Source organism: Methylobacterium sp. 88A (genome assembly GCF_000376345.1).
Lineage (GTDB): Bacteria > Pseudomonadota > Alphaproteobacteria > Rhizobiales > Beijerinckiaceae > Methylobacterium > Methylobacterium bullatum.
Genome location: NZ_AQVT01000001.1, coordinates 2,165,188 through 2,187,384 on the forward strand (window position 1 = coordinate 2,165,188; position 22,197 = coordinate 2,187,384).

The following is a 22,197-nucleotide window of genomic DNA, read 5'->3' on the forward strand; positions in this document are numbered from 1 at the left end:
GCCCCCGGAAGAGGCTCGTCCGAAGCCCCCCCCTCACCCTCGGCTGCCGCCTCGTTTCGGCCCCGGCGAGGGGGCCGAAACCCTCTCCCCGCAAGCGGGGAGAGGGGGAGTGCCACACGCCCCTCACCGGATCGGAGGCCCGTATTGCAGGCCGCCCTGGTTCCAGAGGCCATTCAGGCCGCGCGGGATCTTCAGCGGTGTCTGCGCGCCGACATTGCGTTCGAAGGAATCGCCGTAATTGCCCACATGGCGGACGATCCGGTAGGCCCAGTCGGTGGTGAGGCCGAGGCCCTCGCCGTATTTGCCCTCGAGGCCGAGGATGCGCTTTGCGTCGGGGCTCAGCGCCGATCGGCGCATCTCCTCGACATTGGCCTGCGTGATGCCCGCCTCCTCGGCGTCGATCATGGCGTAATGGGTCCAGGCGACGAGATCGCGCCACTGGTCGTCGCCCTGGCGCACGCCGGGGGCGAACGGCTCCTTCGAGATCGCCTCGTCGAGGATGACGTGCTCGTCCGGATGCGCCGTCTTCAGGCGCTCGCCGTAGAGGGAGGACTTGTCGGTGGAATAGGCATCGCAGCGGCCGGATTCGTAGGCACCCAGCGTCTGCTCGCTATTGGCGAAGGTGACGACCTTGTAGGTCAGCCCCCGCGTGCGGAACCAATCGGCGAGGTTGAGCTCGGTGGTGGTGCCCTGCTGCAGGCAGATCGTCGCCCGGTCGAGCTGTTTCACCGACGCGATGTTCAGGGACTTGCGCACCAGGAACCCCTGCCCGTCATAGAAAGTGATGACCGGGAAGTTCATGGCGGCGGTGTCGCGCGACAGGGTCCAGGTGGTGTTGCGCGACAGGACGTCGATCTCGCCCGATTGCAGGGCGGTGAAGCGCGCGGCCGAGGATTGCGGGATGAACCGCACCTTGGCCGGATCGTCGAAGATCGCCGCGGCCAGCGCCCGGCAGAAATCCACGTCGAGCCCGCGCCACTGGCCCTGGCTGTCCGGAATGCTGAACCCCGCGACTCCGCCGCTGACGCCACAGACGAGATGCCCTCGCGCCTTCACCTGGGCGAGGGTGCCTTGGGCGGAACCGTTCTGGGCGAGGGCGGGAGTGAGGCAGAACAGCATGATCCCTCCCACCCAAACCCTCATCCTGAGGTGCTGCGAAGCGGCCTCGAAGGAGGCCTCCAGCCAGCATCGTGCGATCTGGAGGCCTCCTTCGAGGCCGCCGCTGCGCGGCGTCACCTCAGGATGAGGTGAACGGGTCGGATGAGGCGTCGACGATGCCGGGAGACCGTTGATCATGCCCGCGCATTGCAAAGGATCGGCAGGTCCGGTCAAGGGCTTCCGCTTGACGCCATCGCACAGGCCGGGCTGAGGTTGCGGCGCAACCGCCCTCCCCCCATACCGGTTTCCATGTCGAACACCCCTCCCCGCGATCCCGCCCGTTTCGGCCCGGCCACCCGCCTCGTCCATGCGGGGCGCGACCCCTCCGCGCAGCATGGCTTCGTCAACACGCCGATCTATCGCGGCTCGACGGTGCTGTTCCCCACCTATGACGACCTGCAGCACCGGCGCGGGCGCTACGATTACGGCACCAGCGGCTCGCCGACGATGGATTCGCTCACCCAGGCCTGGAGCGAGCTCGCGGGGGCGGCGGGCACGGTGCTGACGCCCTCGGGCCTGGCCGCCCTCACGGTCGCCCTGATGAGCGTGGTGAGCGCGGGCGACCATCTCCTCGTCACCGACAGCGCCTACCGCCCCACCCGCATCTTCTGCGACGGGGTGCTGAAGCGCTTCGGCGTGGAGGTGACCTATTACGATCCCCTCGTCGGCGCCGGCATCGGCGAGCTGATGCGCGCGAATACGAAAGCGGTGCTGGTGGAGGCGCCGGGCTCGCAGAGCTTCGAGATGCAGGACGTGCCGGCCATCGCGGAGGTCGCCCATGCGCACGGCGCCGCCGTCATCATGGACAATACCTGGGCGACGCCGCTGTTCTTCCCGCCGCATGAGCGGGGCGTCGACATCGCCGTGGAGGCGGGGACCAAATATCTCAGCGGCGGCTCGGACCTGCTCCTCGGCCTGACCTCGGCCAACGAGCGATACTGGCCCGCGCTCCACCGCACCTTCGAGCATTTCGCCATGTGCGCCGGGCCGGAGGATGCGTTCCTGGCCCTGCGCGGCCTGCGCACCATGAACCTGCGCCTGCGCGAGCACGAGCGCCAGGGCCTCGCCATGGCGCGCTGGCTGCAGGCGCGGCCGGAAGTGCTGCGGGTGCTCCATCCGGCCCTGCCGGAGGATCCCGGCCACGCCATCTGGAAGCGGGATTTTTCCGGGTCGTCCGGCCTGTTCGGAGTGGTCCTCAAACCGGCTCCGGCGAACGCCGTGGCGGCGATGCTCGACGGGCTCGAATTGTTCGGGATGGGCTTTTCCTGGGGTGGCTTCGAGAGCCTCGTCATCCCGTTCGATTGCCGCACCTACCGCACCGCCACGCGCTGGGAGCCGGGCGGACCGGGCTTGCGCTTCCATATCGGCCTCGAGGAGATTTCGGATTTGCAGGCCGATCTCGATGCGGGGTTCGCACGGCTGCGCGCCGCGATGGGATGAGCCCCTCCCTCCTCCTTGTGGGGAGAAGGGTCTTTCACGGCGCCAGCCAGGTCCCCGCCCAGCCGTCGCCGTCCCGCTTCCAGGCGGCGCGCCGGTGTCCCCGCCGGTCGAGGAACAGGAATTCGAGCCGGGTGGCACTCACCTGAACCGCGCAGAAATTCGGCCGGCCGGCGGCGATGGCCGCGTCGGTCTCCGGCAGGGAATAGCCCTCGCCCGAGGCGAGTTGGGTTCCGGGTCCCGGCGCCACGCCGTAGCAGACCCGGCTCATCGTCATCGATCCGTCCCAGGCGGCATCCGCCAGGGCATCGTCGGTATGGAGCGTGGCCGGGCCCGAGACCCGGATCTGGACCTTGCTCGCCGAATCGTAGCCGTGCAGCGCGGCCCGGCCGGAGGCGGCGATCTCGGCGGCCTTGCGGGACCGGCGGTCGCAATGGAAGCGCAGGATCCCGGTCCGCCGCTCGGCCTCGCGCAGGACGATGGTGCGGACCTGCGGGCAGCCGTCGGCATCCACCGTGGCGAGGGCCGGCATGTGGAACGCGTTGCGGCGCAGCCTCGGCCCGTCCTCCAGAAGCCGCCAGAGATGGGCCAGGCTGGCGTCGAGATCGTCGAAGAAATCCGGCAGCGGAATCGTCGGGAGAGTCATACCGAGGACGTCACGGAACGGCATCCGCCCCGGGCTTCCGACGCTTTTCCTTCAGGATCAGCGCGACGTTGCGGAGATAAATGCCCGTCGAGAGAGCCTGCCCGAAGATGATGACCGGCTCGCGCCGCACCAGCCCGTAGACCAGGGTCATCAGCCCGCCCGCGATGGAGAGGAACCAGAACGAGAGCGGCATGACGCTGCGGCCGGCCTTCTCGCTCGCCAACCATTGCAGGATGAAGCGGGCACCGAACACCACCTGGGCCAGGATGCCGAAGACGAGCCAGCCGTCGAACTTGGTGACGAAGATGTCATAGGCGTAGCCGCTCAGGTCTTCCGAAAGCTGCATCAGCATGGGTTCAGGCCTCCCTGTCCGTGACGAGCGCGACCTCCACCGCCTCGGGCGAGGGCCGCTTGCGGCGGATCAGCCACCACACCCCCGCGAGATCGAGGAGCCCGACCCAGAGCCGGTCGAACAGGCCGTAATTGGAGCGCCCGGTGAAACGCGGCCGGTCGACCACGTCGGCATGGACCACGCGGTAGCCCTCGCGGGCGACGAGGGCCGGCATGAAGCGGTGCAGCGCATCGAAATAGGGCAGCGCCCGGTAGACCTCGCGCCGGAACACCTTCATGCCGCAGCCGGTATCGCGGGTGTCGTCCTTGAGGATGCGGCCGCGCACGCCGTTGGCGATGCGCGATTGCAGGCTCTTCAGGCGCCCGTCCTTGCGGCCGACGCGCTGGCCCTGGGCCAGGCCGGTGCTCCGGCCGCCTTCCTCCAGGGCCGCCACCAAAGCGGGGATGAAGGCCGGATCGTTCTGGCCGTCGCCGTCCAGGGTCGCGATGAGGGCGCCCCGCGCCACGGCGACGCCGCTGCGGATCGCCGCCGACTGCCCGCCGCTGCGGGCATGGCGGACCACGCGCAGCCAGGGCCGGCTGCGGCGCAGATCGCCAAGGATCGCCCCGGTGGCGTCGGTGGAGCCGTCATCCACGTAGATCACCTCGAACGGGGACAGGGCCGAGCAGGCGCGCTCGATCTCGGTGACGAGGCTCTCGACATTGCCGGCCTCGTTCTTCACCGGGACGACGATGGACAGGCGGGTGGAGGGGGCTGTGTCGGTTTGGGTCACGGAGTCACCGCATAGGCCGAGAGGTCGATCCGCCGGCCGCTGTTGATGTTGAAGCCGGAGACCCGGCCGACCGGGGCAGCCTTGACGGGGGTATCCTTAGCGCGTGTCTCCGCCCGCCGGAACTCGTCCAGGAACGGCTCGGTGACGAAGACGAGGCGGCAACCGCCCCCTGCCAGGAACTCCGCCGCCTCGGCCCCGGTGTTCATCATGGCGAGATCGGTCCCGATGAGGAAGACGAGGCTCGGCTCGCGGTAGCCGAGGCTGGCGACCTTCGGGGCGGCGCAGGGCAGCCCGTCGCGGAGGGCGGCGAGGCGCGGCGAGACCTTCAGCGCCGCGAGCACCGGCTGGGTCAGCCCGAACACCGCCGGCGAGAGCAGGGCCGAGGCCAGGATGGCGCAGGCCAGCGCCCGTTCGGGCAGGCGGCGGGCGAACAGGACGACAGCGAGGATCGCGGCAGCGCAGGAGGCCAGCAGCAGCGGCAGCCCGGCGACGGGGATCACGTGGTCGAAGGTCCAGGCCACCCCGACGAGGCCGAGGGTCAGGCCGACCGGGATCAGCACCACCAGGGCGGCCACGGCCCTGGCTCCCCGCCGGCCCGGATCGAGGGCCCCGCGCGCCACGGCCAGGAGGGTGAGGATCGCCACGGCCGGCATCAGCGGCAGGACGTAATGCGGCAGCTTGGTCGGCACGGCCTCGAACAGGATCCAGGCGGGCACGATCCAGGCGAGGAGGAACGCGATCGCATCGTCGCGCCGGTTGGCGAAGGCGAAGGGCGCGCTCAACGCCGCGAAGGCGGCCCCCGGCCAGAAGGTGGCGAAGAACACCGCCAGGTAGGTGCCGGGCGGCGCGCCGTGCTTCTCGGCGGCACCGCCGACCTTGCCCAGCATGTCGTGCCCCACCGCCTCGCCGAAGAACGCGCCGCCGCTCTTCCACGCGATGGCGACGAACCAGGGGGCGACGATGGCCAGGGTCAGCCCTAGGCCGAGGCCGGGACGCAGGTCCATGAGCCAGCGGCCGGACCGCTCCTTCAGCGACAGCGCGAGCGCGGCGAGCCCGACGAAGAGCGGCACCATCGGCCCCTTGATCAGGATGCCGATCGCCATGGCCAGCCAGAACACCAGCACGGTCGTGAGATCGGGCCGGCCCCGCGTCCGTCCGGGCGTGATCCGGCCGAGCCAGACCCGCGCCAGCGCGCCCATCGCGGCGACCGAGCAGGCGGTGAGGAGGGCGTCCGTCTTGGCGAGGCGCGCCTCCGCCGAGATCATGATGCAGGCGGAGAACAGGGCGGCGGCGACGAGCGCGCCCCGGCGCGGCAGGAAAGCGAGAGCCGCCCAATAGGTGAACAGGCTCGCCAGCAGCGCGCCGATCAGCGAGGGCACGCGGTAGAGCGCGATGGTGGTGCGGGCGTGGTCGAGCCCCAGGGACTCGGCCCCCTTCACCACGGAGGCCTGCACCCAGTAGATCCCCACCGGCTTCTTGTGGCGCGCCTCGCCCTGGAATCGGATGTCGACGATGTCGCCGGTCTCGATCATCTGCTTCGAGGCCTGGGCGAAGCGCGGCTCGTCGCGGTCCATCGGCTGGAGCGAGACGAAGCCCGGCAGGAAGCAGACGAGGCAGAGAGCCAGGAGCAGGGCGCAGGCGCGGGCATGGCTCGCCGAGGCCGCCTCGATCAGCCTGTCGAGGAAACCCGCTTCGGCGCCGGGCGGGACGGCATGTCCGGCATCGGCGGTTCTCATGAGACGGGACGCAGTGGGGCGGACATGGGGCGGCTCCGGGCCGACGGGCAGCCCTTGACGATCGGTCGATGCCGCGACGGGCGGCGGTGTCGATGATGCGGCCGGGAAAGTCAAATTCGCCCGCATCGGAGGAGGGCTGCCAGGATCACGCAAAAGCAGCGAAACGACGGCGGTACTCGCCGGGCGTCGTCGCGATCCGGCGCAGGAAGACCCGGCGCAGGGTCTCCTCCGCGCCAAAGCCACAGCGTTCGGCGATGCGCTTCAGCGGCAGGTCGGTCTCCTCCAGCAGCCGGCGGGCGGCCTCGAAACGGATGCCCTCCATCGCCTCGGCCGGGCTGCGGCCCGTCGCGGCGCGGTAATGCCGGGCAAAGCTGCGCGGGCTCATCCCGGCCCGGTCGGCCAAAGCGGGGATCGTCAGATCGGCGGCGAGGTTCTCGCCGATCCAGGCATGGAGGCGGCCGAACCGGTCGTCGCCGCCCTGGAGCGAAAGGGCCGCGCTGAACTGGGCCTGCCCGCCGGGGCGCTTGAGGAACACGACGAGGTGCCGCGCCACGGCCAGGGACGTCTCCCGCCCGAGATCGGCCTCCACCAGGGCGAGCGCGAGATCGATGCCGGCAGTGACCCCGGCCGAGGTCCAGAGCGCGCCGTCGCGGATGAAGATCGGGTCGGCCTCGACCCTCGCCGCCGGATAGAGGGCCCGGAGGGCGTCGCAGCGGGTCCAGTGGGTCACCACCCGGCGGCCGTCGAGGAGGCCCGCCGCCCCAAGGAGGAAGGCGCCGGTGCAGACCGAGGCGACGCGGTGCGACCGGGCGGCCCGCGCGCGCAGCCAGCTCCGAAGGTCGGCATTGTCGAGCTGGGCCTGAACCCCTCGCCCGCCGGCGACGATCAGCGTGTCGATGGAGCCGGTATCCGGGACCAGCCCCTCGGCCGTCAGCGCGAGGCCCGACGAGGTGGCGACGGAGCCGGCGCGCTCGGCGACGACGCTGACGCGATAAGGGGATGGCCGGCCGGCATCGACGAAAAGGTCGTTGGCGGTGGCAAAGACCTGGAGCGGACCGGCCACATCGAGGAGTTGCACCCCGGGATAGGCCAGGATCGCCACGGTGATGATCGCCCCGGCGAGGGGCGGCTCCTGGGGCCGGTGGTTTGGCAGGATAGGAGGGTTTTTGGTCATGTCGGCCGGCAGCCTGCGCCGGTATCGTCGGAGCTGTCCAGTCGCGGACTTTCCGTTGCCGCCCCCCTCCCGGAGACCCTTGCCATGTCCCAGACCGAGATCCGCTTCGAGATCGGCCTCCTGACCTTCGAGGGCGTGCAGCAGCTCGACCTCACCGCGCCCTACGAGGTCTTCGCCTCGCTGCCGGGGGCGCGCGTCCATCTCGTCGGCCTCGACCGCGCCACCATCGTCAGCGCCACCGGATTGCCGCTGACGCCCACGACGGATCTTACCGCCTGCCCGCCCCTCGACCTCCTGTGCATTCCGGGCGGGATCGGCGTGAACGCCCTGATGACGCACGCGCCCGTGCTCGATTTCGTGCGCGCCCAGGCCGAGCGGCCGATCCTCGTCACCTCGGTCTGCACCGGCGCCCTCATCCTCGGGGCGGCGGGCCTGCTGCGGGGGAAGCGCGCGACGACCCATTGGGGCGCCCTCGACCTGCTGGCCGCGTTCGGGGCGATCCCGGTCGACGAGCGGATCGTGCGCGACGGACGGATCATCACCGGGGGCGGCGTCACGGCCGGTCTCGATTTCGCCCTCGCGGCGGTGGCCGAGCTCGCGGGCCGGACGGAAGCCGAGACGATCCAGCTGGCCCTCGAATACGCGCCGGCCCCGCCCTTCTCGGCGGGCCATCCCGGCACGGCCTCGCCGGAGGTGGTCGTGGCCGCCCGCGCGCGATTCGCCGCCTCGCGCGCCGCCCGCGAAGAGATCATCGCGGAGATCACCCGGAATGGGCGGTTCTGAGCCTCATGCGTCGTCGGGCCCGGAGGCGAGGGCATAGACCGCGTCGCCGAGGCGCTGGAACGGACCGTCGGGTCCCGAGCGCTTCCACAGCCGGGTGTTGAGGGCCGCCACCGGGTCGATGCCGGGAACCGACAGGCCGCGCAGGGTCAGGCCCTCCAGGATCTCGGCGGCGTGGAGGGGCCGGCCCGCCTCGTCGAGGATCTCGGAGGCCGCCTCCATGAGGAGACGGCCCTCGCGCCGGGCCTGCGACCGGTCGCCGCCGGCCTCAAGGGTGGGCTCCTCGCTTGCCGTATCCGTCGACGGGGCGACAGGGGCCGGATCGCGCCGCCCGTCCACTGCCCCTCGGGCGGGCACGGATATCCGCCGGCCGATATCGAGGAAGAGCGTGAGGTCGGCGATGGCCCGCTCGATGCGGGACCGTTCACGATAGAGGTCGGAGAGGTGCGCCTCGGCCTCGGCTTCCGTCAGGAACATGGTGATACCTCTGGAATATTCCACTTATGGAATATCTACCAGATGACGCACCGGAAGGGAATATTCCAGACGGAAATTTGGAAGATGCCTCAGCCCGCGAGGGCGCGCCGTGCCGCACCGGCCTTGGATGCGCCCGCCTTCGCCCCGCCGAGCCTGGGCGGCACCAGCAGGGCGCTGGGATGGGCGGGCTGGAGCATCATGCCGGCCTCGTCGAGGGAGACGGGCAGTTTCGGGAAGACCTCCTGCATATGGGCGAGATCGGCCTTGAACGCCTGCCGGAAGCTGCGGATGCTGGCATTGTCGGCGCCGAACTGGCTGTGCAGGTTGGCCCAGGTCAGCCGCAGCGGGCGCTGCAGGACGCGCAGGCGGTAGCCGAGCCAGAACAGGAGATCGAGCTTGCGGGCCGATCCGGCGAAGGCGCGGGCCGCGCGGATATCCACCGGCAGGGCGTGCTGGATCAGGTTGTCGTAGAAATCCTGGTGGAACTGGACGGTCTTCGACCAGACCTGCCCCTCCCCCGATCCGTGCGAGAGCCAGAGGTCGAGCTGGCGGAAGGGCGGCACGTTGAGGGTGCTGGCCTTGTCGCTGCCGTCCCAGAGGCCGATCTGCAGGGTGCAGGCGGCGAGCCGGTTGAGCTGTTCCTTGAACTGCCGGATCGTGCCGCGCTCGCCGCCGGTGACGGAAAATCCCATCTCCTTCATGAAGCCCGACAGGCTGTCGGCCACCGTGATGGTGGGGCTGCGCTGGCGCACCGCCTCGGTGCAGAGATGCAGCAGGACGAGGCGGGCCTTGGGGCCGTAGGGCAGGCCCTGGAACTCCATCTCGCCATTGACCGGGTTCTTGAGGCGACCGGCCAGCAGGCTGAGGGAGTTGCGGCCGTATTCCCGGAAGAACTCGCGGGCATCGCCCGGATCGCGATAGGGCAGGCCGCACAGGGCCAGCACGCTGTGGATGTGCTGCAGGTTCTCCGGCAGGGTCGGTTCGTTCTCGATGACCTCGCGCACCATGTCGCGCCGGCGCCGGTCGCGGGGCATGGCGCCGCGCATGTCGGCGGCCTCGCGCAGGCTCGCCGACTCGGCGTCGCGGGCACGCTGCCGATGGAGGATATGCTCGACGATGCTTCCGAACAGGAAGCTGCCGCGGCCGGCCTCGACCTCCTCCAGGAGGTCGGGATCACGGATCTGGGCGAGCTTCTCCTCGATCCCCATGGCTGTCATCGATACCGGCGGCTCTGGTCACTGAACTCCCGCCATCGCACGATTCCGAGGCCAGGAGTCGCCGGGGCCGGGTCTTATCCCGACAATCCACGGAGTCGTCCCAAGGGCTCGGCGAAGGGCTCGGCCACGAAACCCCGCAGCCGGGGGATGGGCCGCACCCGTGCGGCGATCCCGCCGCCGGAAGAGACCGCCCCCTGGCCGTTCCGGCGCCTACGCAGAGTTCGATACGGGCCGGAATTCCGTTCTATCCCCATACTTCACCGGCAAACCCCGTTCTCCCCGCAGAATTCCATACGGATCGGCGCAGAATCCCATACGGATCGGGGCCGCGACAGCGCAGAATCCGATACGGAGCCACGCAGAGTTCGATACGTCCCCGCGCAGAGTTCGATACGCGAAAGGGGCTCAACCCACGGGACGACCACGCGAATTCGCCGTCCCATATAACTTGCTGAACTGACTCTCTAAAAAGAGGTTACTGATATCTTTCCTAAGGGTCCGGTGGATCGTTCGTTTTGACGGACGGCACGGTTTTTTGATCGATATCTTGGAATTTCCAGAATTCCTCCTCTCCCAGTCCACAGGTTCGGCACAGGCGAGGATGGACCGCTCACCTTGCGACAGCGGGTTGAGGAAACCCCGCCGCGTGGCCTAACCCTGGTCCAACACTCGCTTCCGCTTCTTCCCGATCCTCCGATTTCCCAAGCGTGGTGAACCCGTGACATCCGACTTGCCGATCGAGACCCTGCTGCGATTGATGGCGGTGCTGCGCGATCCCGAACGGGGCTGCGCCTGGGACCAGGTCCAGACCCTCGAAACCCTCGCGCCTTACACGCTGGAGGAAGCCTACGAGGTGGTGGACGCCATTGAGCGCGGTGATCTCGACGAACTGAAAGGCGAACTCGGCGATCTCCTGCTCCAGGTCGTGTTCCAGGCACGGGTCGCCGAGGAGGCCGGGAGCTTCGCTTTCGACGACGTGGTCCGGACGATCTGCGGCAAACTTATCCGGCGGCATCCGCATGTGTTCGAGGCGGATGGGTCGCCGCTGGCGGACGGTCCCGAGCGCCTGAGCCTGGCGCAGCTCGACGCCAATTGGACCGCTTCGAAAGCGGCGGAGCGGTCGGAGAAGACGGGACCGTCCGAACACGCCGGGGGCGACCTCCTCGGCTCCGTCGCCAAGGCCCTGCCCGCCCTTACCCGGGCCGAGAAGATCAGCCGCAACGCGGCGCGGCACGGATTCGATTGGCCGAACGCGGCCTCGGTCATCGCCAAGATCCGCGAGGAGGTGGACGAGGTCGCCGACGCGCTCGGGCGGGACGATCCGGATCACCTCGCCGAGGAGATCGGCGACCTGCTCTTCGCGGTGGTGAATCTCGCCCGGCATTCCGGAATAGACCCGGAATATTCCTTGAAAAAAGGGAATATCAAGTTCGAGCGGCGCTTCCACGCCATGGCGGCTTTGATCGCGGAGGATGGGGCAAGCCTGGACGAGGCCGATCTTCCCGCCATGGAGGCCGCCTGGCAGCGGGTGAAGCGTTCGGAAGCCTGATCGCCGGCTCGCTTCGGTCCGTTCGGCCGCCCGCGCTCTAGCGCCGCCCGAACGGCCAATCGACGATTCGCGTGGCGTGGAGCGCCCACCAGACCAGAACCGGCTGCAGGGCGAGGCGGGGGCCGTGATACCACCAGCTGTCGGGCAGGCCGGGAACGGAGATCCCCTCCACCGCGTGCTTGATGTTGGCCGGGAACACGCAGATCGCGTAGGCGGCCAGGGCGTAGCCTGCGGCGCGGCGGGTGCGCGCGACGAACAGGCCCGCCACGCAGGCGAGTTCGTAGAAGCCCGTCAGGATGACGACCTGCCTCGGCCAGGGCACCCAATCGGGCATGATCGGCAGGAAGCTGTCGGTGGCCGCGAGGTGGAGGAGGCCGATGCCGCCATAGAGCGCGGCGAGGCATAGCCGCGAGAGCAGGCGGCTTTCCGTAGGAGCCTCCGGCGCGATGCCGCCCGGCCTCACGCCACCTCCGGCACGACGCCGCATTCCTCGGCGATGAGACGGCGGAGCCCGTGGCTCAACGCGGCGACGGCTTCGTGCCCGCCGGGAAACGCCGTCGTCCCGATCGTCGTGACGGGGGACAGGCCGCGCAGGGAATTGGTCATGACCACCGCCTCGGCGGCCAGGACCTCCTCGAGGGCGAGGGAGCGTTCCGTGGTCCCGATGCCGAGGGATCGCGCCAAGCCGAGAACCTGCGCCCGGACGATGCCGGGCAGCACGCCGTCCGACAGGGGCGGGGTGACGAGGCGCCCGTCCAGGATTGCGAAGAGGTTGCCGGTCCCGGCGCAGGCGAGGTGGCCTCTGGTGTTGAGGAACAGGGCCTCGTCGAAGCCCCGCGCCCTCGCCTCGCGGGCGGCGAGGATGGCGTCGAGATAGCCCAGCGTCTTGATCCTCGCGGCCGGCGAGGTCTCGTTGCGGCGGATCGTGCTCGGATGGAGGGAGACCGGCGCGAAGCCCGATCCCGCCCGGCGCGGCGTGGCGGCGATCCACCAGACCGGCCAGGCCGGCTCCGGCGGGGCGAGGCCGCGCGCGCCCGTGCCGCGGGTCACCGTGGTGCGGAGCGCGCCGTCGCCGATGGCGGCGGCGACGGCTAACATCGCCTCCCCCACCGCCGCCCGGTCGATGGAGAATCCCAGATCGTCGGCCGAGGCGGCGAGCCGGGCGAGATGCGCCTCCCGGAAGGCGATGCGGCCGCCGAGGCAGAGGGCCGTGTCGAAGAGACCGTCCCCGAGGGTCAGGCCCCGGTCGGCGAGGTCGAAACCGTGGCGGCTGCCCTCGTGGAGGGCGCCGTCAAACCACAGCATCGCGGGTCTCCCGCCACCGGCGCGCCAGGTCGAGGAAGTTGCCGAACACCGCGTGGCCGTTCTCGGTCAGCACCGATTCCGGGTGGAACTGCACGCCCATCGTCGGGTGGCGCCGGTGGGACAGGGCCATCACCTCGCCCTCCCCCGACACGGCGTCGATAACGAGGGATTCGTCCATGCCGGGCTGGGGCGTGACGATGAGGGAATGGTAGCGGCCCACCTGCATCGGGTCGGGCAGGCCCGCGAACAGGCCGGACCCGTCATGCCGGATCGCCGTCGCCTGGCCGTGGAGCGGCCGCGCCGCCCGCTCGACCCTTCCACCGAAGGCCGCGCCGATGGCCTGGTGGCCGAGGCAGACGCCGAGGATCGGGATTTCGCCGGAAAGGGCCTCGATGGCGGGCAGGGTCACGCCGGCCTCGTTGGGGGTGCAGGGGCCGGGAGAGAGGATCAGCGCCTCGGGGGCGAGCGCGCGGATGCCGGCGACGTCGACGGCGTCGTTGCGCAGCACCTTCACCTCCTGGCCGAGCTCCTTCACGTAGCGCACCACGTTGAAGACGAAGGAATCGTAATTGTCGACGACGAGGATCATGACGCCTCGCCCCGGTTGCGATCCGGCTCGAAGGCGGCGAAGACCCGCGCCGCCTTGGTCAGGGTCTCCTCGTATTCGGCGGCCGGGTCGGAGAGGAGCGTCACCCCTCCCCCGGCCTGGAGCACGGCGCGGGCCTCGTCCATGAACACGGTGCGGATGGCGATGGAGGTGTCGAGCGACCCGTCGAAACCGATGGCGCCGATGGCCCCGCAATAGAGCTCGCGGGCATCGCCCTCGATCTCCGTGATGATGTCCATGGCGCGCAGTTTCGGCGCCCCGGTGATCGAGCCGCCGGGGAAGGTGGCGGCGATCAGATCGATGGCGTCGAGGCCCTGGCGCAGGGTCCCGGTCACCACCGAGACGAGGTGATGGACCGAGGCGTAGGATTCGAGCCCGCACAGGACCGGCACCTTGACGCTGTGCGGCTCGCAGATGCGCGAGAGGTCGTTGCGCAGGAGATCGACGATCATGATGTTCTCGGCCCGCTCCTTGACGTTGGCCTGGAGCGCCTCGCCCAGAGCCCGGTCCTCGGCGGGATCCTCCACCCGGCGCACGGTGCCCTTGATCGGCCGGGTCTCCACCGCCCTGCCCTGCAGCTTCATGAAGCGCTCGGGGCTGCTCGACGCGATGGTGAGAGCACCGAAGGACAGATAGGCGCCGAAGGTCGCCGGGTTGGTCTCGCGCAGGCGGTGATAGAGCGAGAAGGGATCGTATCCCGCCGGCAGCGCCGCCTCGAAGCGCTGGGCGATGTTGGCCTGGTAGATGTCCCCGGCCCGGATGTAGTCGCGCACCGTCTCCACCGCCGCCTCGTAGGAGGCCCTGGTGAAGTTGGAGCGCCAGGCGAGCGGCGGCGTCTCCGTCCTCGTTCCGGTGCCGCCGGCCGCGAGCAACTCCGCGAAACGGTCGAGCCGCGCCCGTGCCCGGTCGGCGCGGGCGGATTCCGTGAGCTCCGGAAAGCCGGTGGCGACGAGCCGGCAGGTGCGGCTGTCATGGTCGATGGATAGGACCGTGTCGTAGAGGTTGAAGGCGATGTCGTCGGTGAGGCCGGCCCGGCGGGCCGGCGGCCTCACCCGCTCCAGGCTCGCGCCGAGATCGTAGGCGAAATAGCCGATGGCCCCGCCGGGAAAGCCGGTTCCCTCGTCGCCCGCCAGCCGGTAGGGCGCCAGGCAGGCGCGCAGCGCCTCCAGGCCAGTTTCGCCGGATTGCCGCCCCTCGAGGGGCCGTCCGTCGAGCGTCGCGCGGTCGTTCGCGTAGCGGAACCGCCCGAATGGGTCGGCGGCCACGATCGAGACGCGCCCCAGGGTCTCGTGGCGCATGGCGCTGTCGAGGAAGGCCAGCCCCGGCAGGGACGAGAACGCCTCCGCCGCCGCGACGGGATCGATGAAGGGGATCTCGCGGGTCCACATGATGCTGTCGGACTTAAAAGCTTCGCGCGGGCGGGGACACGGGCCCCTCCTGCGGCATGGTTTCCTGATAACGCGCCACAGGTGACACGGGTCGCGGTTCGACGGAAGCCGCGCGGGCTGCATGGGCCGTGCAGGCTGTCGGCATGGTGCCCGGAACCGCCGCCCTCGCAACCGCGCGAGGATGGGCGTATAGGAAGGCTGCAACCCGGCACCCTCCGCCCCGAGAATCACGGCCGGTCGAGTTTTCCTCGGCCGCGACCGACGAGCGACCATGACCGTACCCGTCACCATTCCGACCCCGGCGAAAGCCGCGCCCAAGATCTCGTTCGTTTCCCTCGGCTGCCCCAAGGCGCTGGTGGATTCCGAGCGCATCCTCACGCATCTGCGGGCGGAAGGCTATGAGCTCGCGCGCCGGCATGACGGGGCGGATGTGGTCATCGTCAACACCTGCGGCTTCCTCGATTCGGCCAAGGCCGAATCGCTCTCGGCCATCGGCGAGGCCATGGCCGAGAACGGACGCGTCATCGTGACCGGCTGCATGGGCGCCCAGCCCGAGGAAATTCGCGAAAAGCATCCGAACCTCCTCGCGGTGACCGGGCCGCAGGCCTACGAATCGGTGGTGGCGGCCGTGCACGAGGCGGTGCCCCCGGCGCACGACCCGTTCCTTGATCTTGTGCCGCCGCAGGGGGTGAAGCTCACCCCACGCCATTACGCCTATCTCAAGATCTCCGAGGGCTGCAACAACCGCTGCACCTTCTGCATCATCCCGTCTTTACGCGGCGATCTCGTCAGCCGGCCCGCCGGCGACGTGCTGCGCGAGGCCGAGAAGCTGGTGAAGGCCGGCGTCAAGGAATTGCTGGTGGTCTCGCAGGACACTAGCGCCTACGGCGTCGATATCCGCTATGCCACGAGCCCCTGGCGCGACCGCGAGGTGCGGGCGAAGTTCTACGACCTCTCCGCCGAACTCGGCGAGCTCGGTGCCTGGGTGCGGATGCATTACGTCTATCCCTACCCGCACGTGGACGACGTCATCCCACTGATGGCCGAGGGCAAGATCCTGCCCTATCTCGACATGCCGCTGCAGCACGCCAGCCCATCCGTGCTCAAGCGCATGCGCCGGCCGGGCAACCAGGAGAAACAGCTCGAGCGGATACGGCGCTGGCGCGAGATCTGCCCGGACCTCGCCATCCGCTCGACCTTCATCGTCGGCTTCCCCGGCGAGACCGAGGCCGAGTTCGAAGAGCTGCTGACCTGGATCCGCGAAGCCAAGCTCGAGCGCGTCGGCTGTTTCGAATACGAGCCCGTGGGCGGCGCGGTGGCCAACGGACTCGGCGATCTCGTCCCGCCGGAACTCAAGGCCGAGCGCAAGCGCCGCTTCATGGAGGCGCAGCAGGGTGTCTCGGTCCGCCTGCAGAAGGCGCGCGTGGGCAAGCGCCTGCCCGTCATCATCGACGAGGCCAATGGCGGCATCGCCAAGGGCCGCTCGAAATACGACGCGCCGGAGATCGACGGCAACGTCCACGTCACCTCGCGCCGGCCGTTGCGGGTCGGTGACATCGTCACCGTGAAGATCGAGCGGGCCGACGCCTACGACCTCTACGGCAGCGCGGTTTAGGACCGCGCACCGGCGTGTTCAGGTTCTATCCGCCCCCGATCGCCCCGCTCGTGATCCGTTCGATCCCGGCCTCACGCATGGTTGCCCAAGCGCGTTCCACCGATCCGTCGATATCGATCCCCCGCACCGCATCTTCGAGGACGGTGACGGCAAAGCCTGCCTTGCGGGCATCGAGCGCGCTCCAGAGCACGCAGTAATCGGTGGCGAGACCGGTGAGATAGAGATGTTCGAACCCGCGCTCGCGCAGGTATCCGTCGAGCCCCGTTCGCGTATTCCGATCGGCCTCCAAGAAGGCCGAGTAGCTGTCGGTATGGGCATGATAGCCCTTGCGCATGACCAGTTCGGCCCAATCGACGTGAAGCTCGGACGAGAAACGGGCACCGGGCGAGCCCTCGACACAATGGTCGGGCCAAAGGACCTGAGGGCCGTAGGCGAGGTCCACGGTCTCGAAGGGGGACTTCCCCGCATGGCTGGAGGCGAAGGAGACATGGCCGGGCGGATGCCAGTCCTGGGTCAGGACCACGTGCGGGAACAGGGCGGCGAGGCGGTTGATCGGGGCGATCACCGCATGACCGTCCGGCACCGCGAGGGCTCCGCCGGGCAGGAAGTCGTTCTGGACGTCGACCACGAGGAGAAGGTCACGCTCGCCTGGGGGCATCATCCGCCTCCTCCTGTCGTCAGGTGATCCCGAGATCACGGGATGCCCGGATCACGGGGTCATGATCGTGGCGCCCGTGGTCTGGCGTCCGGCCAGATCCTTGTGCACCTGCACCGCGTCGGCGAGCTTCGCCCGCGCGTGGACGGGGATCTTCACCGCGCCGCTCGCCACCACGCCGAACAGGTTCTCGGCCATGGAATCGAGGGTGGCCCGCGTCCCCGCATGGGTGAACAGCGTGGGCCTCGTGGCGAAGAGCGAGCCCTTCTGGGCGAGGAGGGCCAGATTGAAGTTCTCGATCGGGCCGGAGGCAGAGCCGAAGCTCACGAACATCCCCAGCGGGGCGATGCAGTCGAGGGAGGCCGGGTAGGTGTCCTTGCCGACGCCGTCATAGACGACGCGCACGCCCTTGCCGCCGGTGATCTCCTTCACCCGCGCGGCGAAATCCTCGTCGCGGTAGAGGATGACGTGGTCGCAGCCATTGGCCCGCGCCAGTTCCGCCTTCTGGGCCGAGCCCACCGTGCCGATGACGGTGGCGCCGATATGCTTGGCCCATTGGCAGGCGATTAGGCCGACGCCGCCGGCGGCGGCGTGGAACAGGATCGTGTCGCCCGGCTTCACCGGGCAGGTGCGGTGCAGGAGATACTCGGCGGTGAGGCCCTTCAGCATCATGGCCGCGGCGGTGGCGTCGTCGACCCCGTCGGCGAGATGCACGGCGGCGCCGGCATTGATCACCACCTCCTCCGCATAGGTGCCCTCGGCCGAACCGTAGGCCACGCGCTCACCCACCCGGAACCCGGTGACGCCCTCGCCGATGGCGGCGACCACGCCCGCACCCTCCTTGCCGGGCGTGAAGGGGAGCTGCGCCGCCTTGTAGGCGCCCGAGCGGAAGTAGATGTCGATGAAGTTGACGCCGATGGCCGTCTGGCGGACGCGGATCTGGCCGGGGCCGGGCTCGCCGACCGCCACCTCCTCGTAGCGCATCACTTCGGGCTCGCCATACTCGTAGACCCGGATCGCCTTGGGCATCGTCGTCACTCCTCGTCTGTTCGATGGACGCGACATAAGCTGCTGGCCTTAAGGAGCAAGCCCGGTGCTGCCGATAGAGGTGCCCGGCCGGAGGCGCGGGCGGCATGGCCGTTGCAAACCATCGCCCGGCTTCGCGTGAGACAGGCCGGTCGGTATCGTTCCCCGGCAGCTGCGCAGGAGGGTGCCGCGTTCCATGGAAGAGATCGTCTGGATCAGGCCCGCCGATTACGATCCCGCCGTCGTCGCGGGGCTCGTGTTCCAGCCGGAGCCAGGCCTTCCCGCCTTCGAGGTCATGGACCGCTGCCGGGTGGTGATGATGTTCAAGGCCGGGATCGCCTGGGAAATCAGGCCGTTCACGCAACTCACCTTGAAGATCGTCGAGGAGCCGGAAGGCTGAAGCTTTTCACGGGATCCGCGACAGTTCCAGGTCGCGGCGGATCGCCAGGAGGTCGAGGACGGCGATAACCAGCCAGGGACCTGCGATCCCGATGAAGAATGCCATGGTGAGCTCTCCTCTCCCGGCGATGATCCGGCACCGCCGCATCGGACGATAGGACAGGTCCCGGCAGTCGGCAAACGGGAGCTCGGGCTGTGGCATCGCCCTGATCCCGCGAGATGCCTCAGGGCCGTCCGGCGGCGTTCAGGATCAGCATCGCAATCGTGTCGGGCTGGGAGATCAGGGACAGGTGGCTCGCCCTCACCTCGATCGTCGTGGCGCCCATCCTCTTCGCCATGAAGCGTTCGAGATCGGGGTCGATCGTCCGATCCTCCGTCGAGACCGCGTAGAAGCTCGGCTTCGATCGCCAGGCCGCCTGGGTGGTCCTGCCCGCCAGCAGCGCCTTCGCGAAGGGCTGCTGCACCGCGTAGAGCACCTTCGCCTTCGCCTCGGGAAGGTCGCCGGCGAAATCACGCAGGAAGGCCGCCTCGCCGAGGCGCCCGTATTCTCCGTCGAAGACGATGCCGGCGCTGGCGGGGGGCGTCGGAAAGGTTCGTGCCAGGGCCGCGTAATCCTCGCCGGCATCCGGCGCGCGGGCCGCCACGTAGACGAGGGCGGATACGTTCGGATCGGTGCCGGCCTCGGAGACGATCATGCCGGCGAAGGAATGGCCGACGAGCACGGTCGGCCCGTCCTGCCGCGCCAGCACCCGCCGCACCGAAGCCACCGCCTCGTCGAGTGTGGTCAGCGGGTTCTGCACGGAGGTGACGGTCAGGCCCGCCATCTGCAATCGCCCGATGACCTCGGACCAGCACGACCCGTCGGCGAAGAGGCCGTGGACGAGGACGACGTTCCGCGCCGGCGGCGGGGCCGCCTTGCCTGGGTCCGCCTTGGCTGATTCCGCCTTGGCCGGGTCCGCGCCAAGCGGGAATGCGGCACCGGCGGCCGCGAGTGTCAGGAAGGTTCGACGATCCATCGGAAGGCTCCCGTCGCATCGGATGTCGCGGCATTGGCCGCCCGCGCCCCGAGAAAGTCCAGGCCATCGGGAACCGCGATGCCTCTGACCGAGCCTCACACCAGCCCGGTCAGGTAATAGATCCCGATGACGAGGAAGACCGCGCTGGTCTTGAGCACGGTGATCGCGAAGATGTCGGCATAGGCCTGACGGTGTGTCAGCCCCGTCACCGAGAGCAGGGTGATGACGGCGCCGTTATGGGGCAGGGTGTCCATGCCGCCGCTCGCCATGGCGGCCACCCGATGCAGCACCTCCATGGGGATATGGGCCGCCTGCGCCGCCGCGATGAAGGTGGAGGACATGGCGGCGAGGGCGATGCTCAGCCCTCCGGAGGCCGAGCCGGTGATGCCGGCCAGCGCCGTCACCGTCACCGCCTCGTTGACCAGCGGGTCGGGGATGGCCGACAGGGCCTCGCGGATGACGATGAATCCCGGCAGGGCCGCGATGACCGCGCCGAACCCGTATTCGGAGGCCGTGTTCATGGCGGCCAGCAGCGAGCCGGCCACCGCCGCGCGGCTGCCCTCGGCGAAGCTCTTCGAGACCGGCTTCCAGGCGAAGACGAAGACCGTGAGGATGCCGGCCAGCAGCGCTAGCTCCACCGCCCAGATCGCGGTGACCGACGAGACCGTGGTGACGATGGGCTTGTCGAGCCCCGCCAGCATGGTCTCGGTCTTCGCCCCGTAGAGGCGCGGGATGAGCGCGGTGAAGGTGAGGTTCGAGAGGCCGACAACGACGAGCGGCAGCAGCGCCACCAGGGGATGCGCCAGGGCTTCGTCGGAGACGGGCGTCGGCTCGTTGGTGTGGCCGCTGCCGTAGCCCTCTCCTCTGGCCTTGGCCGAGGCGATGCGCCAGTCGAGATAGGCCACGCCGGCCACGAGGATGAAGGCGGCGCCGATCAGACCGAGCCAGGGGGCGGCCCAGGTGTTGGTGCCGAAGAAGGTGGTGGGGATGATGTTCTGGATCTGCGGCGTGCCGGGCAGCGCGTCCATCGTGTAGGAGAAAGCGCCGAGCGCGATGGTGCCGGGGATGAGGCGCTTGGGGATCTCGCTCAACCGGAAGGCTTCCGCCGCGAAGGGATAGACCGCGAACACCACGACGAAGAGCGAGACGCCGCCATAGGTGAGCAGGTTGCACACCAGCACGATGGAGAGCACGGCCCGGCGCGCGCCCACGAGATCGATGACGGCGGTGACGATGGAGCGCGAAAAACCCGAGAGCTCGATGACCTTGCCGAACACCGCGCCGAGGAGGAAGACCGGCAGGTACAGCTTCACGAAGCCGACCATCTTCTCCATGAACAGGCCGGAGAAGACCGGCAGCACGGCGGACGGGTCGGTGAGGAGCACGGCGAGGAGCGCCGCCACCGGGGCGAACAGGATGACGCTGAAGCCGCGATAGGCGACGAGCATCAGGAATCCGAGCGCCAGCAGCGCGATGGCGAGGCTCATGACGACGCTCTCATGATGGGGCAACCTCCGGGCACTCTGCCCCTGTCGGGACGCTCAGCTGATGCTAGAAGCCGCAGCGTGGCAATGCCACAGCGAGGTGACCCGAGACGGACGGCACCTATTTGAAACGGCAGCGGTCCGGTCGGTGCCGCTTCGACTGGTCTGGTGAGGGTACCCCTCGCCGAGGAGCGATGCATGGATTCGTCCCCTCCCCGTTTCGACGTGGCCGTCGTCGGCGCGGGTGCCGCCGGGCTCGGTCTCGCCCTGGCCTTGGCCCGAGAGGGCATCGCCACGGCCCTCGTCGGCCGCCACGCCCCCGTCGCCGATGGACGCACGGTCGCCCTCCTCGACGGGTCGGTGCGCTTTCTCGACGCACTGGGGGCCTGGGCGGAGGTGGCGCCGCATGCAGCGCCGCTCGCCGAACTCCATATCGTCGATGACACGGGCAGCCTGTTCCGTCCGCCGCCGGCCCGGTTCGTGTCCACCGAGATCGGCCTTCCCGCCTTCGGCTGGAACGTGGAGAGCGCCCGCCTCGTGGAGACCCTGCGGGCGCAGGCCCGGTCGGCTCCCGGCCTGACCCTGTTCGAGAGCGACGCGGTGGGGCTGGAACGGGATGCCGACGAGGCCCGGATCGGTCTGGAAGAGGGCGGACCCGTCGTCGCTCGCCTCGTCGTCGGCGCGGACGGTGCCCGCTCGCGCATGCGGGAGCAGGCCGGCATCGCCACCAGGGAGTGGTCCTATCCGCAGGCCGCCATCACCACGCTGCTCGCCCACGAGCGCCCGCACCGGGACGTCTCCACCGAGTTCCATACCCGGCAGGGGCCGTTCACCCTGGTCCCCCTCCCCGGTGGGCATCGGTCCAGCCTCGTCTGGGTCACCGGCGCGGGACCGGCGCGGCGCCTCTCCGAACTGGAGGATGCCGACCTCGCGCGCGCCATCGAGAACCAGGCCCAGGCCATGCTCGGAGCCATGCGCATCGACGGGCCGCGCGGGCTCGTTCCCATGCGGGGCCTCTCCGTCGCCTCCCCGGTCGGGCCTCGCATCGCGCTCATCGGCGAGGCGGCCCACGCCTTCCCGCCCATCGGTGCGCAGGGGCTCAATCTCGGCTTGCGCGATGCGGCGGCGATGCGTGACAGCGTCCTGGCCGCGACCTCGGACGGACGCGATCCGGGCTCGCGCCAGGCCCTGTCCGGCTTCGCCCGGTCCCGGTCGCTGGATGCCCGCCTGCGCACGGCGGCGGTGGACACCCTCAACCGCAGCCTGCTCAGTTCCCTGATTCCCGTCGATGCCCTGCGCGGGCTCGGCCTGCTGGCGATGACCACGATCGGGCCGCTGCGCCGCGTCGTCATGCGTGAGGGTGTGCTGCCGCGCCTCGGCGCACCCTCGCTGATGCGGTGACGG

22 protein-coding genes are annotated in these 22,197 nt (G+C 69.6%); 6 read left to right on the forward strand and 16 right to left on the reverse strand.

Going from position 1 to position 22,197, the window contains the following annotated elements; all coding sequences use genetic code 11:
* Positions 1-123: 123 nt before the first annotated feature.
* Positions 124-1,119 (reverse strand): amino acid ABC transporter substrate-binding protein, encoded by a 996-nt coding sequence (locus A3OM_RS0110315; RefSeq protein WP_043764613.1) that lies wholly within the window; start codon positions 1,117-1,119, stop codon positions 124-126.
* 288 nt (positions 1,120-1,407) lie between these two features.
* Here A3OM_RS0110315 and metC point away from each other — a divergent pair, with 288 nt between their 5' ends.
* Positions 1,408-2,598, forward strand: coding sequence for a cystathionine beta-lyase (gene metC / locus A3OM_RS0110320; protein ID WP_018043680.1), 1,191 nt, complete (start codon positions 1,408-1,410; stop codon positions 2,596-2,598).
* Positions 2,599-2,632: 34 nt separating this feature from the next.
* On the opposite strand, the gene A3OM_RS0110325 is transcribed toward metC, so the two are convergent.
* The 5 genes from A3OM_RS0110325 to A3OM_RS0110345 all read right to left on the reverse strand — a co-directional run bounded on the left by A3OM_RS0110325 (position 2,633) and on the right by A3OM_RS0110345 (position 7,275).
* Positions 2,633-3,265, reverse strand: a complete 633-nt coding sequence (locus A3OM_RS0110325; protein WP_018043681.1) for a pyridoxamine 5'-phosphate oxidase family protein — start codon at positions 3,263-3,265, stop codon at positions 2,633-2,635.
* Positions 3,252-3,593, reverse strand: coding sequence for a lipid-A-disaccharide synthase N-terminal domain-containing protein (locus A3OM_RS0110330; RefSeq protein WP_018043682.1), 342 nt, complete (start codon positions 3,591-3,593; stop codon positions 3,252-3,254). The genes A3OM_RS0110325 and A3OM_RS0110330 overlap by 14 nt, the downstream gene beginning before the upstream one ends.
* A 4-nt stretch (positions 3,594-3,597) precedes the next feature.
* Entirely contained in the window at positions 3,598-4,365 is a 768-nt protein-coding gene (locus A3OM_RS0110335) for a glycosyltransferase family 2 protein (RefSeq protein WP_018043683.1), read from the reverse strand.
* A complete protein-coding gene (locus tag A3OM_RS0110340) occupies positions 4,362-6,101 on the reverse strand; it encodes a glycosyltransferase family 39 protein (protein WP_018043684.1) in 1,740 nt (579 codons plus the stop codon). The genes A3OM_RS0110335 and A3OM_RS0110340 overlap by 4 nt, the downstream gene beginning before the upstream one ends.
* A 145-nt stretch (positions 6,102-6,246) precedes the next feature.
* Complete coding sequence (locus A3OM_RS0110345) at positions 6,247-7,275, reverse strand: GlxA family transcriptional regulator (protein WP_018043685.1); 1,029 nt, start codon at positions 7,273-7,275, stop codon at positions 6,247-6,249.
* An 84-nt stretch (positions 7,276-7,359) separates the two neighbouring features.
* On the opposite strand from A3OM_RS0110345, the gene A3OM_RS0110350 reads away from it, so the two are divergent.
* Entirely contained in the window at positions 7,360-8,058 is a 699-nt protein-coding gene (locus tag A3OM_RS0110350; RefSeq protein ID WP_018043686.1) for a DJ-1/PfpI family protein, read from the forward strand.
* 3 nt (positions 8,059-8,061) lie between these two features.
* Here the strand turns inward: A3OM_RS0110350 and A3OM_RS0110355 are convergent, their stop codons facing one another.
* On the reverse strand, positions 8,062-8,532 hold the full coding sequence (locus A3OM_RS0110355; protein ID WP_018043687.1) for a winged helix-turn-helix domain-containing protein: 471 nt from the start codon (positions 8,530-8,532) through the stop codon (positions 8,062-8,064).
* A gap of 89 nt (positions 8,533-8,621) precedes the next feature.
* On the reverse strand, positions 8,622-9,740 hold the full coding sequence (locus A3OM_RS0110360; RefSeq protein WP_018043688.1) for a replication protein RepA: 1,119 nt from the start codon (positions 9,738-9,740) through the stop codon (positions 8,622-8,624).
* A 727-nt stretch (positions 9,741-10,467) separates the two neighbouring features.
* Here A3OM_RS0110360 and mazG point away from each other — a divergent pair.
* Complete coding sequence (mazG, locus tag A3OM_RS0110365) at positions 10,468-11,298, forward strand: nucleoside triphosphate pyrophosphohydrolase (protein ID WP_043764322.1); 831 nt, start codon at positions 10,468-10,470, stop codon at positions 11,296-11,298.
* 37 nt (positions 11,299-11,335) lie between these two features.
* Here mazG and A3OM_RS0110370 read toward each other — a convergent pair whose 3' ends face one another.
* Genes A3OM_RS0110370 through pabB form a run of 4 tightly spaced genes read right to left on the reverse strand, consistent with a single transcriptional unit; the run spans position 11,336 to position 14,598 of the window.
* The gene (locus A3OM_RS0110370; protein ID WP_026175915.1) at positions 11,336-11,716 is read right to left on the reverse strand and encodes a DoxX family protein; all 381 of its coding nucleotides are present in this window, start codon (positions 11,714-11,716) and stop codon (positions 11,336-11,338) included.
* A 41-nt stretch (positions 11,717-11,757) separates the two neighbouring features.
* Entirely contained in the window at positions 11,758-12,603 is an 846-nt protein-coding gene (locus tag A3OM_RS0110375) for an aminotransferase class IV (RefSeq protein ID WP_018043691.1), read from the reverse strand.
* Entirely contained in the window at positions 12,590-13,192 is a 603-nt protein-coding gene (locus A3OM_RS0110380; protein WP_018043692.1) for an aminodeoxychorismate/anthranilate synthase component II, read from the reverse strand. Before A3OM_RS0110380 ends, A3OM_RS0110375 begins: the two co-directional genes overlap by 14 nt.
* Positions 13,189-14,598 (reverse strand): aminodeoxychorismate synthase component I, encoded by a 1,410-nt coding sequence (gene pabB, locus A3OM_RS0110385; protein ID WP_018043693.1) that lies wholly within the window; start codon positions 14,596-14,598, stop codon positions 13,189-13,191. The genes A3OM_RS0110380 and pabB overlap by 4 nt, the downstream gene beginning before the upstream one ends.
* A 271-nt stretch (positions 14,599-14,869) precedes the next feature.
* On the opposite strand from pabB, the gene rimO reads away from it, so the two are divergent.
* Positions 14,870-16,213, forward strand: coding sequence for a 30S ribosomal protein S12 methylthiotransferase RimO (gene rimO / locus A3OM_RS0110390; RefSeq protein ID WP_018043694.1), 1,344 nt, complete (start codon positions 14,870-14,872; stop codon positions 16,211-16,213).
* A gap of 25 nt (positions 16,214-16,238) precedes the next feature.
* Here rimO and pncA read toward each other — a convergent pair whose 3' ends face one another.
* Together pncA and A3OM_RS0110400 are read right to left on the reverse strand one after the other, a co-directional pair.
* Positions 16,239-16,874 carry a bifunctional nicotinamidase/pyrazinamidase gene (gene pncA / locus A3OM_RS0110395; protein ID WP_018043695.1) on the reverse strand — a complete coding sequence of 212 codons (636 nt, stop codon included), beginning with the start codon at positions 16,872-16,874 and terminating at the stop codon, positions 16,239-16,241.
* Positions 16,875-16,922: 48 nt separating this feature from the next.
* The gene (locus A3OM_RS0110400) at positions 16,923-17,897 is read right to left on the reverse strand and encodes a quinone oxidoreductase (RefSeq protein WP_018043696.1); all 975 of its coding nucleotides are present in this window, start codon (positions 17,895-17,897) and stop codon (positions 16,923-16,925) included.
* A 193-nt stretch (positions 17,898-18,090) separates the two neighbouring features.
* Between A3OM_RS0110400 and A3OM_RS0110405 the strand changes: the two genes are divergently transcribed.
* Positions 18,091-18,294 carry a hypothetical protein gene (locus A3OM_RS0110405; RefSeq protein WP_018043697.1) on the forward strand — a complete coding sequence of 68 codons (204 nt, stop codon included), beginning with the start codon at positions 18,091-18,093 and terminating at the stop codon, positions 18,292-18,294.
* A 223-nt stretch (positions 18,295-18,517) separates the two neighbouring features.
* Here the strand turns inward: A3OM_RS0110405 and A3OM_RS0110415 are convergent, their stop codons facing one another.
* Positions 18,518-19,309 carry an alpha/beta hydrolase gene (locus A3OM_RS0110415; RefSeq protein ID WP_018043699.1) on the reverse strand — a complete coding sequence of 264 codons (792 nt, stop codon included), beginning with the start codon at positions 19,307-19,309 and terminating at the stop codon, positions 18,518-18,520.
* A gap of 95 nt (positions 19,310-19,404) precedes the next feature.
* Positions 19,405-20,796 (reverse strand): GntP family permease, encoded by a 1,392-nt coding sequence (locus A3OM_RS0110420; RefSeq protein WP_018043700.1) that lies wholly within the window; start codon positions 20,794-20,796, stop codon positions 19,405-19,407.
* 195 nt (positions 20,797-20,991) lie between these two features.
* Between A3OM_RS0110420 and A3OM_RS0110425 the strand changes: the two genes are divergently transcribed.
* Positions 20,992-22,194 carry an FAD-dependent monooxygenase gene (locus A3OM_RS0110425; protein WP_018043701.1) on the forward strand — a complete coding sequence of 401 codons (1,203 nt, stop codon included), beginning with the start codon at positions 20,992-20,994 and terminating at the stop codon, positions 22,192-22,194.
* Positions 22,195-22,197: the final 3 nt, after the last annotated feature.